This is a genomic window from Chitinophaga dinghuensis, from assembly GCF_003259435.1.
GTDB lineage: Bacteria > Bacteroidota > Bacteroidia > Chitinophagales > Chitinophagaceae > Chitinophaga > Chitinophaga dinghuensis.
The window spans coordinates 265,333-278,406 of record NZ_QLMA01000001.1 but is presented as its reverse complement, the minus strand read 5'-3'; the positions used below and the strand labels follow the sequence as shown (position 1 = coordinate 278,406).

Sequence of the window (13,074 nt, the reverse complement as noted above, 5' to 3'; positions counted from 1 at the left end):
GTAAATGTAAGATTATCAACAGACAATCCCACAGCAGTGTTACGAAATTAACCGTTTACCTGCTCAACTTTAACCAGATGGTTCACTTTGGTAACCATACCCAGGATCTGAGGAGTAGCCTCAACTTCTACAGAAGCGTGCATTTTGTTCAGTCCCAGAGCCTTCAAGGTCAGTTTCTGCCTTTCAGGACGGTCGATACCACTTTTCACCTGAGTGATCTTGATCTTTGCCATAAATCCCTATCCGCTGAAGCGGAGTAATTTAATTGTTAATAAAATATGTTCTGATATTCTCCGGGTTAAACCGGTTCTCCTTTCGGAGAACAGATTAACCGTTGAATACTTTCTTCAGAGAAACAGTTCTGGTTTTAGCTATGCTAACTGGCTCACGCAGGAGACCCAGGGCTTTGAAAGTAGCTTTTACCACGTTGTGTGGGTTAGCAGAACCTAAAGATTTAGCCAGTACGTCAGTAACGCCAGCGCTTTCCAGCACAGCACGCATAGAACCACCAGCGATCACACCAGTACCATGAGCGGCAGGTTTGATCAGTACTTTGGCAGCGCCTTCTTTAGCGAACTGATCATGAGGAATAGTACCATGCATAACAGGAACTTTAATCAGGTTCTTTTTAGCATCGTCTATACCTTTAGTGATAGCCTGTTGTACTTCTTTAGCTTTACCGAGACCATGACCTACCACGCCGTTCTCGTTACCTACAACTACCAGTGCGGAGAAACTGAAAGTACGACCGCCTTTGGTGGTTTTAGTAACACGGTTGATCGCCACAACTTTCTCTTTCAGTTCCAGGTCACCGGCTTTTACTTTATTGAATGAATTCTTTGCCATTTTATTTTATAAGAATTACTTGTTCAGAATTATAAAAATTCGGACCCTGTTATTAAAACTGGAGACCGCCTTCTCTTGCTCCGTCAGCTACGGCTTTGATACGACCATGATATAAATAACCACTTCTGTCAAATACGCAGGTAGTGAGGCCGAGTGCAGTAGCTTTAGTAGCCAGTGCAGCGCCTACCAGTTTGGATTTTTCAGATTTAGTACCTTTCTGTGCCTGGATATCCTTATCACGGGAAGAAGCTGAAGCCAGAGTAGTACCGTTGGTATCATCGATCAGTTGCACATAGATGTCGCTATTACTGCGGAATACAGATAATCTAGGAACCGAAGTGGTACCAGAGATTTTCTTACGGATGCGGTAACGGATCTTCTGTCTCCTGTTAACTTTTGTGCTCATTGTGAGTTCTTTTTTTATAACCCCGATGCTGCCGGGATCTTGTTAAAATCAGCTAACCAGCCATTTTCAGCTGATTAGCTAACTTAAATATTTTATTTACCTGCTGATTTACCAGCTTTCTTACGTACAACTTCGTCGCTGTAGCGTACACCTTTACCTTTGTAAGGCTCTGGTTTACGGAGGCTGCGGAGTTTAGCGGCAACCTGACCAAGTAATTGTTTATCGATACTTTCCAGCATGATCTTAGGGTTCTGACCTTTTTCAGTTAAGGTAGAAACTTTCAGTTCCTGGGGAATTTCGAATACGATATTGTGAGAGTAACCCAGGGCCAGATCCAGTAACTGTCCGGAGTGAGATGCTTTATAACCCACACCCACCAGTTCCAGTTGTTTCTTATAACCTTCAGTTACACCAGTTACCATGTTTTGTAACAGTGCGCGGTACAGACCGTGCAGTGCTTTGTGGCGGATCTGGTCAGTAGGACGGATAACGTTTACAACGCCGTCAGCTACTTCGACTTTGATATCCCTATCGATGGCTTTTTTCAATTCGCCTTTAGGGCCTTTTACGGTTACTTCGTTAGTTGCAGATACAGATACTGTAACGCCTGCAGCCAGTTTGATAGGAGCTCTACCTATACGAGACATAACTTTAAGTTTAAAGTTGTTAGAGATATAGTACCGATTACCTGTTTTCAGCGCCGTATAGTGAGCTTAGATGGCAGATAATCTACGTAAGTTTAGCGGTTGGAGACCAACCGCTAAACAAAGAATTTATTAATAGATGTGGCAAACAACCTCACCACCTACGTTCTGAGCTTTAGCTTCTTTATCAGTCATTACTCCTTTAGAAGTAGAGATGATAGCGATACCTAAACCGTTCTTAACGCGTTTGAAGTCTTCCGGTTTAGAGTACTGACGCAGACCTGGACGGCTGATGCGGGTCAGTTCTTTGATAGCGGGTTCTTTAGTTTGAAGATCATACTTCAGAGCGATTTTGATAACGCCCTGTTTGTTATCTTCTTCGAATTTGTACTTCAGGATATAACCTTTATCGTACAGAATTTCTGTAATACGTTTTTTCAGCTTGGAAGCCGGAATTTCCACGATCCTGTGGGTGGCCATTTGCGCGTTCCGGATTCTAGTCAGGAAGTCTGCTATTGGATCAGTAACCATTGTTTAAATAGTTTGATGATGTTTTACAATGCGATATCCAATCAGTATAAGATGGGAATCAAATAACTAATAGGGAAGCAGGGAAAATGGCGCCTAAATGGGCCATTTGAGCTGCATCCGGGAAATTTTTACCAGCTGGCTTTTCTAACGCCAGGGATTTTACCAGCAAGTGCCAGGTCGCGGAACATGTTTCTGCAGAGACCGAAATGACGCATGTAGCCTTTAGGACGACCGGTCAGTTGGCATCTGTTTTTCAGACGAACAGGAGAAGCGTTCTTAGGCAGCTGGTCCAGAGCAGCGAAGTCACCTGCAGCTTTTAACGCAGCGCGTTTTTCTGCAAATTTGGCTACCATAGCTTCTCTTTTCCTTTGTCTGGCTTTTACGGATTCTTTTGCCATAGTTTTATTATCGTTTCGATTTACTGATTATCTTTTTTCATATTCCTGAACGGCATACCCATTTCTTTCAGCAGCTCGTAAGCTTCTTCGTTGGTGGTAGCAGTTGTTACAAAAGTGATATCCATACCAGAGATTTTGGTCACTTTATCGATATCAATTTCAGGGAAGATGATTTGTTCTGTAACACCCATAGTGTAGTTACCACGGCCGTCAAATGCTTTCTCGTTGATACCTTTGAAGTCACGTACACGTGGCAGGGATACAGCGATCAGACGATCCAGGAAGTCATACATATTAGTACCACGCAGTGTAACGCGAGCACCGATAGGCATGTTTTTACGGAGTTTGAAGTTGGAGATATCCTTTTTAGACAGGGTAGGGATAGCTTTCTGACCAGCGATGCGAGTCATTTCATCCACAGCGATGTCTACCAGTTTCTTATCACCTACTGCACCGTTGATACCTTGGTTCAGGCAGATTTTAACCAGGCGAGGAACCTGCATTACAGTTTTATACTGGAATTTCTTCATCAGTGCTGCAACAACTTCCTCCTTGTATTTTTTGTGCAGTCTTGGAGTATATGTAGTGTTAGCCATTATTTAATTACCTCCCCTGATTTTTTAGCGATACGAACTAATTTACCGTTTTCTCTCTGTTTGTTGATACGGGTAGGAGCGCCAGTTTTGGCATCCCACAGCATCACATTGGAGATAGCGATAGGAGCTTCCTGCTTAACGATACCACCTTTGGTATTTTGAGCAGTAGGCTTAGTGTGCTTGGTAATAATATTAACACCCTCTACAATAATGCGGGCTTTGTCAGGCTGAACTTCCAGCACTTTACGAGCTTTGGTCCTGTCCTTGTCATCGCCGGCAATAACCGCAACCAGGTCGCCCTTCTTAATGTTGAATTTAGGCTTAAATCTAGTTTTCATTACTTTGATTTATTTATAAACGCCAAGCGAAACGGCTGTTTCGCTTGATAAATGTTTTTTCGTTCTTGCAAACGGGCTGCAAAGATAAGAAATATTTACAAATAATGGAATTTTGGGATTTTCCGGTAAAAAACGGGAAAAAACCAAAATTCCAAATTCGATAATATCTTATAACACCTCAGGAGCCAGGGAGATAATTTTCATATAACCCTTGTCTCTGAGCTCACGAGCAACCGGACCGAAAATACGGGTACCGCGAGGTTCGTCTGAGTTGTTCAGCAGTACAACCGCGTTATCATCGAAACGGATATAAGAACCGTCTTTACGACGTAATTTGTTTTTGGTTCTTACGATTACGGCTTTAGTAACCATACCTTTTTTCGCACCACCGCCTGGGATAGCATCCTTAACGGTTACCACAATTTTATCACCTACTTTAGCGTAGTCCTGACCGGAGTTACCTAATACGCGGATGCAAAGAACTTCTTTAGCACCAGAGTTATCAGCTACGTTCAGTCTTGATTCCTGTTGTATCATCGTAATGAGTTTGTTGTTTAATCAGCGGCTGAAACCAGGATTGCTGGCCACAGCTTGAAACAATTATAAATTATTTTACTTTTTCGATTACTTCTACCAGTCTCCAGCATTTGTTCTTAGACATAGGACGGATTTCCATGATTTTCACGGTATCGCCAATGCTGCACTCATTCTTTTCATCATGAGCCATGAACTTGGTAGTTTTTTTAAGGAATTTACCATAGATCGGGTGTTTTACTTTACGTTCCACCTTTACAGTAATGGTTTTATCCATTTTGTTGGAGGAAACCACACCAATCCTGGATTTTCTTAATTTTCTTTCGGTCGTCATTGTTAAAATATTTAACTCTCCCGGAGGAGGTCATAAATGTTATACTAATGCTTGGAGGATTAGAAGCCCAGTTCTCTTTTACGCAGTTCGGTGTTCATGCGTGCGATATCGCGTCTCACGGAGCGGATGCTCATTGGATTCTCGATTGGCGTAATTGCATGACCGAATGTCATTTTCTTCAAGCGCAGTTGCTCAGCAGAGATTTTCTCTTTCAGCTCCTGTTCGCTCAGGCTTTTCAGATCCAGCTTTTCTTTTGCCATTGTATTTGATTTGAACAGTACCCATTTTAGCGGGAACTGGATTATTTGTTAGATTGTGTACCTCAGATTACGCAACGAAGTCGCGGCTGGTTACAAATTTCACTTTGATAGGCAGTTTCTGAGCTGCGAGTTCCATTGCTTCTTTAGCAACTTGTAAAGGAACGCCGTCTGCTTCGAATAAGATTCTACCTGGTTTCACTACTGCTGCCCAATGGTCAAGTGCACCTTTACCTTTACCCATCCTTACCTCGAGAGGTTTAGCAGTGATAGGTTTGTCAGGGAAAATGCGGATCCAAACGTTACCTTCACGTTTCATGTGCCTAGTTAAAGCAACACGAGCAGCTTCGATTTGTCTGTCAGTGATCCATTTAGGTTCTAATGCTTTGAGGCCGAAAGTACCAAAGGACAGGGTAGCGCCTCTTTTAGCGTTCCCTTTGATGCGACCTTTGTGCATCTTCCTATGTTTCACTCTTTTTGGCTGTAACATCGTCTATATTGTTAATGTTAATGTTAATAGTAATTGTTTAAGTCTGGTACCGTTTGATATTATCTACGGCCACCGCCACGGTTTTCACCGCCTCTTCTCTCACCACGCTCTCTTCTTTCTCCGCCACGGTGATGATCGCCATGTTCGCGGCCACCGCGGTTATCGCCTTCTTTACCAGTCAGCACGTTAGGATTCAGATCACGTTTGCCCAGTACTTCACCTTTACAGATCCATACTTTGATACCGATTTTACCGTAAACGGTCAGTGCAAACAGGGAAGCGTAATCGATGTCCATACGGTAAGTATGCAAAGGAACGCGACCTTGTTTCATTTCTTCAGCGCGAGCAATTTCAGCACCACCCAGACGTCCGCTTACTTTGATTTTGATACCTTCAGCACCCATTCTCAGTGCAGTAGCAATTGCCATTTTGATAGCGCGTTTGTAGTTGATACGGCTTTCGATTTGTTTAGCAATTGTTTCAGCAACGATGTTTGCATCCATTTCAGGGCGACGGATCTCCAGAATGTTAATCTGAACATCTTCTTTACCTGTCAGCTTCTTCAGTTCTTCTTTGATGCGGTCAACTTCGTTACCACCTTTACCTATGATGATACCAGGCTTAGAAGTATGAACAGTGATAATCAACTTACCTAAAGTTCTTTCGATCACAACTCTGGAGATGCCACCTTTGTTGATACGGGCATTCAGATATGTTCTGATCTTGTTATCTTCGATCAGTTTGGTAGCAAAATCTTTTTTGCTGCCATACCAATTAGAGTCCCATCCTCTGATGATACCTAACCTGTTACCAATAGGATTTGTTTTCTGACCCATGTTCTGGTTATTTGTCTATTAGTTTAATAGTTTTAATTTCTCTCTTTGGTATGAAACACTTAAGCGTTTTTACCGTCCACTACGATCGTAACGTGGTTACTTCTCTTGCGGATTCTGTAACCTCTACCTTGAGGAGCAGGGCGCATTCTTTTCAGCGTACGGCCACCGTCAACCATGATAGTTTTAACGATCAGATTAGCGTCTTCTACCCTTGCACCTTCATTCTTCACTTTCCAGTTAGCGATAGCAGATACCAGCAGTTTTTCTAAAGGTACGCTTGGGTGCTTAGGATGGAATTTCAAAATATTCAAAGCCTTCTCCACATCCAGACCGCGGATCAGGTCTGCCAGCAAACGCATTTTGCGGGTAGATGTAGGATTATTATTCAGCTTAGCTACTGCTTCCATTATAAATTTCTTTTATTATTTAGTGTCTGATTGCTCAGACTATAATTACATTTTCTTGTTAGCGTGTCCTCTGAAGTTACGAGTAGGTGCAAATTCGCCCAGTTTGTGGCCTACCATGAATTCCGTTACATAAACAGGAATAAATTTGTTGCCATTGTGAACTGCGAAAGTGTGGCCTACGAAATCAGGAGTGATAGTAGAACGGCGGCTCCACGTCTTGATAACAGTACGTTTGGTGCCTGCATTCATCTTTTCTACTTTATTCTCTAATTTCTGGTCTACGTAAGGACCTTTTCTTATGGAACGAGCCATGTCTATTTATTTATGATTTTCATTTTCGGATTCCGGTTTTTCAGGACCGGAATCCGAATGCCGAAATATTATAATTTTTTACCGTTCTTTCTGCTGATGATCAGTTTGTCAGAGCTCTTATGCGGTTTTCTGGTTTTCAGACCTTTCGCATATTTACCTGTTCTAGATCTAGGGTGACCACCTGAAGATTTACCTTCACCACCACCCATCGGGTGATCTACTGGGTTCATCGCAACGCCTCGGTTACGAGGACGGATACCTCTCCAACGGTTAGCACCTGCTTTACCGATAGATTGCAGTGCGTGGTCGGAGTTAGAAACGGTACCTACAGTAGCCATACAAGTGTTGAGCACTTTACGGAGCTCACCAGAAGGCATTTTCAGTACTGCATATTTTTCTTCTTTGTTGCTCAGCTGGGCATAAGCACCGGCGCTTCTTGCGATAGCACCACCTCTACCTGGCTGCAGCTCAATGTTGTGAACAACAGTACCCAGAGGCATGTTTTTCAGCAACAGTGCGTTACCTACTTCAGGAGCAACTTCAGCACCGCTGATAACGGTACCACCTACTTGCAGACCCTGAGGAGCAATGATGTAACGTTTTTCACCGTCAGCATAGCTCACCAGTGCGATAAATGCGCTACGGTTTGGATCGTACTCGATCGTTTTAACGGTAGCTGGGATATTTTGTTTATCGCGTTTGAAGTCGATTACACGGTATTGTTTCTTGTGTCCACCACCGATGTAACGCATGGACATTCTACCTTGAGCATTTCTACCGCCACTTCTCTTAGCAGGCTCGAGGAGACTTTTTTCAGGGGTATCCGAGGTCAGCTCAGCGTAAGCGTTGCCAATTTTCCAGCGGGTACCGGCTGTCATTGGTTTAAATTTCTTCAGTGCCATTATTTACTTCCTAAAAAGTTAATGTTATAGTTTATAGTTACTAATCTGTATATACATCCACATCCCGGCTTATGCAGCCGGAACGGCACTACATGTTAGCATACAGATCGATAGTTTCGCCTTCTGCGAGGGTAATAATCGCCTTTTTGTAAGACGGTTTTTTACCTGAAATGAAACCGGCTTTAGTAAAGCGGAATTTTGCTTTACCTGGCATAACTGCGGTATTCACATCTGCCACAGACACACCATAGAATTCTTCCACTGCTTTTTTGATCTCCAGTTTGTTGGCTTTTTTGTCAACGATGAAGTAGTAGCGGTTGAATTTTTCGGTGGCTTTGTTCACCTTTTCGGTTACTACCGGTTTGATTAAAACATCTGATGGTCTCATCTTATATAGCTTATAGCTTTATAGCTGTGTTATTTAATTGGTTTACAACTCCTTAAGCTTCTACAGGCTCTTCAGTGAAGATTTTAGCAGCGCTTTCTGTGAACACCAGGAAGTTGCTGTTCATGATATCATAAGTATTGATATCGCTCAGCATAGCTCCATCCACAGTAGGAATGTTTCTTAAAGACAGGTAAACACTTTCGTTGTACTCAGGAGTGATAAACATAGTTTTCTTTCCGTCAACGTTGATGTTCAGGTTCTTTAAGATACCAACGAATTCTTTTGTTTTTGGAGTCTGGATAGCCAGATCCTCAACAATGATGATGCTGTTTTCTTTAGCTTTCACTGACAGTGCAGAGATCTTAGCGAGATCTTTTACTTTTCTGTTCAGTTTAATAGCCCAAGAGTGAGGTTTTGGTCCGAAAATGGTACCACCACCTTTGTAGAGAGGGTTACGGATGTTACCTTTACGAGCACCACCAGTACCTTTTTGTTTGTGCAGTTTGCGGGAAGCACCTTTTACTTCAGCACGGGTTTTCACTTTGTGAGTACCTTGACGCTGAGCAGCCAGGTATTGTTTAACTGCCAGGTAGATTACGTGGTTGTTAGGCTCAACACCAAAAATCTCCTCAGGCAGATCAATAGATCTTCCTGTTTGCTTACCTTGTATATTTAAGATATCGATCTTCATGTTACTTCTGGATTAAAACGATTGAACCATTGTGGCCGGGAACGGAACCACTTACCAGGATATAATTCTTTTCAGGGAAAATTTTCAGAACTTTCAGGCCTTTCACTTTCACTCTTTCATTACCTGTCTGACCTGCCATTCTCATACCCTTGAAAACGCGGGAAGGATAAGAAGATCCACCAACGGAACCAGGAGCTCTGGATCTGTCGTGCTGACCGTGGGTAGCTTCACCCACACCGCTAAATCCGTGGCGTTTAACAACACCCTGGAAACCTTTACCTTTAGAAGTACCAACAACGTCAACTAATTCACCTTCTGTGAAGATATCACAGGTGATAGATTCGCCGAGGGCTTTCTGTACATCCGGGTTGCGGAATTCTTTAACAAAACGTTTGGGAGAGGTGCTTGCTTTCGCGAAGTGATTCAATTCTGCTTTTGTGGTGTGCTTCTCTTTCTTTTCTCCGAAAGAAACCTGAATTGCATTGTAACCATCTGCTTCCAGGTTTTTTACCTGTGTTACAACGTTGGGACCAGCTTCGATAATGGTGCAGGCAGTCTGCTTACCATTCTCCTCGAAGATACTGGTCATACCAATCTTTTTACCAATAATACCTTTCATTTTTATATGATTTTACCCAGCGCCTGGGGGATTTCTAGCTATCCCCAGGATGGGCGGTTTAAATACATTTATTGGGCGGCCGCCCAGAAGGCGCGACCTATGTCAATTATGTTAAAATTGTTACTCACTGATATTCAGTCAGAGTAACCATAAATCAATTAAAGGCGGGCCTTTTGCCCAGCCTTGCTGTTGTCCTATGCTTTAATTTCAACTTCAACACCGGAAGGTAAATCCAGTTTGCTGAGTGCATCTACAGTTCTGGAAGAAGAAGTGTAGATATCCAGTAAACGCTTATGCGTGCACAGTTGGAACTGCTCGCGCGCTTTCTTGTTTACGTGCGGGCTACGCAGCACTGTAAAAATTTTCTTCTCTGTTGGTAAAGGAATTGGACCTGTTACCACGGCGCCCGTGTTACGCACGGTTTTAACGATCTTCTCAGCAGATTTATCTACCAGGTTATGATCGTAGGACTTCAGCTTGATTCTTATTCTCTGAGACATATGCAATGAACTTCTCTTTGTTTTTTCCCTTTACAATTTGGGAGGGCAAAGGTAATCCTTTCTTTTTATTTGGCAAATAATTCTCCGGAAAAAAATATAAGATGACTGACAAAAGACATGCTTTGGCAGCGCAGCAGGTGGGGCTATGAGGATTTTCCAGCATGATGAGGCCGGTAGAAAGCATTCATTTTGTGTAGCTTAGGCCTTAAGTTTTGTTAACATGCCGGGTCGACAAATATATACAAACCTCCTACAGAAAACCAAAAATTTTTTTCCCTTTTTCAAAAATATTTCAAAAAAGAAAGGGCTGCTCTCCCGGAGCAGCCCTTGGAATAACCAGAGCAAAAAATCAGCCCATGATCACCTCTTACAGAGGCAGACCACCACCGATACCGCCCAATAATGAGTTTACTAATCCTAAGATCAGTGCCAGCAGTTGATTCAATAATGCCATAAAACAAGGTTTTAATAGGTAATAATGTGCCTACTCTCTTCTATGCCTGGTTTTCGGCTCCACCCAGGGGTAACTTTCTTACCAGGACCCGAAAATAAAAGCATTCCTGCATTTAACATCCATTCATTTTGTTCATTTACTTCTATTTATTCATTCCGTTCATTCCGCTACAGTAAAGGATTACATGGTTATTCAATATTAAATAAAATTCACATCTGGTAAGTAATCCTAATAAAAAAACCGCTGTGTTAGCCACACAGCGGTTAATCGATTTTGAAAAGGGAATACTTATGCACCTTATGATTCCCTCTTACATCCAGGAGCCTATATTACAGACCACCCAGTAAAGACTTCAGCAATGCAATCAGCATTTGCAGCAATTGTGTCAGAGCATTCATAGTAGTTAATTTTCATTGTGAACGCCTACTCTTTTCCTGGTTTTCGGCTTAACCCAGTGGGAAGTATATCAAACCCCTCCCAAGGTAGATACCAGCAATGCTACCAAACCTTTTAAAAAGGTATATAATGCATCCAGAATCATAGTGAAAAGGATTTAATATTAGCGCCTACTCTATTACTGGTTTTCGGCGTTCCCAGTTTTTTGACTGATCATTTAACAGCCGTAAGGGTTTACAGAGCGCCAGTTACAGTGTTCAGGAATTTGATCACTGCCATCAGAATTGTGTTAAGCATAGTAACAGCAATTTTAGTTAAAATTTCGCCTACTCTATTCTTGGTTTTCGGCAATCCCATGCAAGACTATAATTTGAGCCTATATCGCTAAAATACATGCTGGAAGCGATATTACATCCATTCAGTATATTCATTCTCCAGCCTGCTTGTTCATTCTGTTCAATCCTTATCCAGTAAGGATTCCTAAACAAAATGGTCCTGAAGAGAAACCTCCAGGACCATCTCAATATGACAGACTAAACAACTACTTTTTATTGCGCTCCTCTTTGTACAACTGCTTCGCTTTCGCACTAGGCAGGAAAATCTGGAAGCCTACACCTAAAGTCAAACGATTCGCTGTAGTGGAATTACCCCCACCTACTGTCAGGTCATACTTGAATAAACCTTCCAAACCTACATTCGGTGTAATAAAGTAAGAAATACCAGGTCCAATACCTATATTAAAACCATTGGTAGAAGCACCACTGGCAGGATTCCGCCCTGCAAAACCAGCATTCGCTTCAGCAAAGAACCGTACCCGCTTGGAGAACTCCAGCTTGCGTACATTCTTATCCTCTACATAATAACGGGCAAATGCGCCTACGCCATAATTGACATCCGATCCAGCTCCCTTGGAGGTCTGTAATCCAAAATTTACATAACCGCCAATAGCCAGTCCATCCTTGATAAACCAGCCCACCTTAGGATCCAGATTAAAATTGAACGTGGTACTGGAATTCTGAAATATTAAACCCAGACTGGTAATATCTGAGCCTATCATAATATTTCCTTTCTGAATCTGAGCGCTGGCACTACCGAATATCAGGGTAAAAACGAAAAGGGTGAGGAGACGAATTTTCTTCATGGTCTAATTTTTAATTAATGAATGTCATGTTGACTGTTAAAGACGATGGAATTATTCGCAGGTGGGATCAAATAAGATAGGCGCACATTCGCTCTTCACAGGATCTGCCGTACAGTATACTTTGCTAATAATTGTAGCCAATTGTTAAAATGCCGCACTTCAGACGGTGTAATGTCTTCAGTAAAGCAGTTGTTTTCAGCTACTTAACCTCCATAACAGTTTTAACATTCATGTTGTTGAATGAATGACCAAGAAAATTATTCAGATAATGAAATCAGGAGGGAATGATGTCTGCATGCGCACAAAATTTCCCCCTCTTTTGTAAAAAGGCAAGAAATCCTTCCAGCTTGCGACACATCTTTTCCCCGCTTACCCGGCTGATATAGCCTGGTAAATTATAACCTTGCAGGTCTGTAAGCTCCCAGGGATGGAAATAAAAAGAGAGATAGGGGTCTTTCCTCAGGATTTGGCGACTAAAATGTCTTGTCACCCACAATGGGGCATTTTTAACACTCAGCCAGAAAATGGGGTAACGCACCATAGGCGATACAGAACTGGGAATAATCCAGAGATTTTCCTTGCGAAACATCGTTCTGGGGATATGCCAATTATTGTAACGACCCGGCAACCAGGTAGGGTTAACAGAAGAATCATATTGATAACCAGCCTTTTGTAAGGCATCCATATTTACCTCTCTCAAACGAGGCATACGGAAGCCCTTTACTTGCTGCCCACTGATTTCCTGTAAGGCAAGACGAGACCCTTCCAAGTCTGCGTCCGTAAAACTGCTGTGGTAATAGGCATGAGAAGCCACTTCATGGCGGGCTGCAATACGGCGGATCAGTTCAGGATAATGCTGTGCCCAGTAGGCAGTGATGAAGAAGGTGGCACGGACATTATATTTCTCAAAAATATCCAGTGTCGTTTGTAATCCACGACGGGAGACTTCCAGTTTATCCTGCAGGGATACTTGTCGCCCAAATTCTTCGGGAATATCAAACTCTTCCACATCTACACTAATCAATATCCTTTTCTGTTGACTCATATAATATTT

Annotated in this window: 22 protein-coding genes; all 22 read right to left on the bottom strand. The window is 42.4% G+C overall.

Translation table 11 applies throughout. From position 1 onward, the window contains the following. Positions 1 to 47 precede the first annotated feature (47 nt). Positions 48 to 233 carry a 50S ribosomal protein L30 gene (gene rpmD, locus CLV59_RS01090; protein WP_111590157.1) on the bottom strand — a complete coding sequence of 62 codons (186 nt, stop codon included), beginning with the start codon at positions 231 to 233 and terminating at the stop codon, positions 48 to 50. A gap of 94 nt (positions 234 to 327) precedes the next feature. Continuing rightward, entirely contained in the window at positions 328 to 846 is a 519-nt protein-coding gene (gene rpsE, locus CLV59_RS01085; protein WP_111590156.1) for a 30S ribosomal protein S5, read from the bottom strand. Between the two features lie 52 nt (positions 847 to 898). Continuing rightward, positions 899 to 1,252 (bottom strand): 50S ribosomal protein L18, encoded by a 354-nt coding sequence (gene rplR, locus CLV59_RS01080; RefSeq protein ID WP_111590155.1) that lies wholly within the window; start codon positions 1,250 to 1,252, stop codon positions 899 to 901. A gap of 92 nt (positions 1,253 to 1,344) precedes the next feature. Continuing rightward, complete coding sequence (gene rplF / locus CLV59_RS01075; RefSeq protein WP_111590154.1) at positions 1,345 to 1,899, bottom strand: 50S ribosomal protein L6; 555 nt, start codon at positions 1,897 to 1,899, stop codon at positions 1,345 to 1,347. 129 nt (positions 1,900 to 2,028) lie between these two features. Continuing rightward, positions 2,029 to 2,427 (bottom strand): 30S ribosomal protein S8, encoded by a 399-nt coding sequence (gene rpsH / locus CLV59_RS01070; RefSeq protein ID WP_111590153.1) that lies wholly within the window; start codon positions 2,425 to 2,427, stop codon positions 2,029 to 2,031. A gap of 128 nt (positions 2,428 to 2,555) precedes the next feature. After that, positions 2,556 to 2,825, bottom strand: coding sequence for a 30S ribosomal protein S14 (rpsN, locus tag CLV59_RS01065; RefSeq protein WP_073083209.1), 270 nt, complete (start codon positions 2,823 to 2,825; stop codon positions 2,556 to 2,558). A gap of 20 nt (positions 2,826 to 2,845) precedes the next feature. Beyond that, positions 2,846 to 3,421 (bottom strand): 50S ribosomal protein L5, encoded by a 576-nt coding sequence (rplE, locus tag CLV59_RS01060; RefSeq protein WP_111590152.1) that lies wholly within the window; start codon positions 3,419 to 3,421, stop codon positions 2,846 to 2,848. Further along, positions 3,421 to 3,759, bottom strand: a complete 339-nt coding sequence (gene rplX, locus CLV59_RS01055) for a 50S ribosomal protein L24 (protein ID WP_111590151.1) — start codon at positions 3,757 to 3,759, stop codon at positions 3,421 to 3,423. The genes rplE and rplX overlap by 1 nt, the downstream gene beginning before the upstream one ends. Before the next feature lie 168 nt (positions 3,760 to 3,927). Beyond that, positions 3,928 to 4,296, bottom strand: coding sequence for a 50S ribosomal protein L14 (gene rplN, locus CLV59_RS01050; RefSeq protein WP_073083202.1), 369 nt, complete (start codon positions 4,294 to 4,296; stop codon positions 3,928 to 3,930). A gap of 70 nt (positions 4,297 to 4,366) precedes the next feature. Next, entirely contained in the window at positions 4,367 to 4,627 is a 261-nt protein-coding gene (gene rpsQ, locus CLV59_RS01045) for a 30S ribosomal protein S17 (protein WP_111590150.1), read from the bottom strand. 59 nt (positions 4,628 to 4,686) lie between these two features. Beyond that, complete coding sequence (rpmC, locus tag CLV59_RS01040) at positions 4,687 to 4,887, bottom strand: 50S ribosomal protein L29 (protein ID WP_111590149.1); 201 nt, start codon at positions 4,885 to 4,887, stop codon at positions 4,687 to 4,689. 67 nt (positions 4,888 to 4,954) lie between these two features. Continuing rightward, positions 4,955 to 5,374: a 50S ribosomal protein L16 gene (rplP, locus tag CLV59_RS01035; RefSeq protein ID WP_111590148.1), complete on the bottom strand. Its 420-nt coding sequence runs from the start codon at positions 5,372 to 5,374 to the stop codon at positions 4,955 to 4,957. 59 nt (positions 5,375 to 5,433) lie between these two features. Continuing rightward, a complete protein-coding gene (gene rpsC, locus CLV59_RS01030) occupies positions 5,434 to 6,210 on the bottom strand; it encodes a 30S ribosomal protein S3 (RefSeq protein ID WP_111590147.1) in 777 nt (258 codons plus the stop codon). Positions 6,211 to 6,269: 59 nt separating this feature from the next. Next, positions 6,270 to 6,617, bottom strand: a complete 348-nt coding sequence (gene rplV / locus CLV59_RS01025) for a 50S ribosomal protein L22 (RefSeq protein WP_111590146.1) — start codon at positions 6,615 to 6,617, stop codon at positions 6,270 to 6,272. A 45-nt stretch (positions 6,618 to 6,662) separates the two neighbouring features. Further along, entirely contained in the window at positions 6,663 to 6,929 is a 267-nt protein-coding gene (gene rpsS, locus CLV59_RS01020) for a 30S ribosomal protein S19 (protein WP_111590145.1), read from the bottom strand. 68 nt (positions 6,930 to 6,997) lie between these two features. Further along, a complete protein-coding gene (gene rplB, locus CLV59_RS01015; protein WP_111590144.1) occupies positions 6,998 to 7,831 on the bottom strand; it encodes a 50S ribosomal protein L2 in 834 nt (277 codons plus the stop codon). 88 nt (positions 7,832 to 7,919) lie between these two features. Next, complete coding sequence (rplW, locus tag CLV59_RS01010) at positions 7,920 to 8,219, bottom strand: 50S ribosomal protein L23 (RefSeq protein ID WP_111590143.1); 300 nt, start codon at positions 8,217 to 8,219, stop codon at positions 7,920 to 7,922. A gap of 52 nt (positions 8,220 to 8,271) precedes the next feature. Then, positions 8,272 to 8,910, bottom strand: a complete 639-nt coding sequence (rplD, locus tag CLV59_RS01005; RefSeq protein ID WP_111590142.1) for a 50S ribosomal protein L4 — start codon at positions 8,908 to 8,910, stop codon at positions 8,272 to 8,274. A 1-nt stretch (position 8,911) separates the two neighbouring features. Continuing rightward, positions 8,912 to 9,529, bottom strand: a complete 618-nt coding sequence (rplC, locus tag CLV59_RS01000; RefSeq protein WP_111590141.1) for a 50S ribosomal protein L3 — start codon at positions 9,527 to 9,529, stop codon at positions 8,912 to 8,914. A 194-nt stretch (positions 9,530 to 9,723) separates the two neighbouring features. Beyond that, positions 9,724 to 10,029 carry a 30S ribosomal protein S10 gene (gene rpsJ / locus CLV59_RS00995; RefSeq protein ID WP_012789286.1) on the bottom strand — a complete coding sequence of 102 codons (306 nt, stop codon included), beginning with the start codon at positions 10,027 to 10,029 and terminating at the stop codon, positions 9,724 to 9,726. A 1,391-nt stretch (positions 10,030 to 11,420) separates the two neighbouring features. Beyond that, entirely contained in the window at positions 11,421 to 12,020 is a 600-nt protein-coding gene (locus CLV59_RS00990; protein ID WP_111590140.1) for a hypothetical protein, read from the bottom strand. A 274-nt stretch (positions 12,021 to 12,294) separates the two neighbouring features. After that, on the bottom strand, positions 12,295 to 13,065 hold the full coding sequence (locus CLV59_RS00985; protein WP_111590139.1) for a polysaccharide deacetylase family protein: 771 nt from the start codon (positions 13,063 to 13,065) through the stop codon (positions 12,295 to 12,297). Between the last annotated feature and the right edge of the window lie 9 nt (positions 13,066 to 13,074).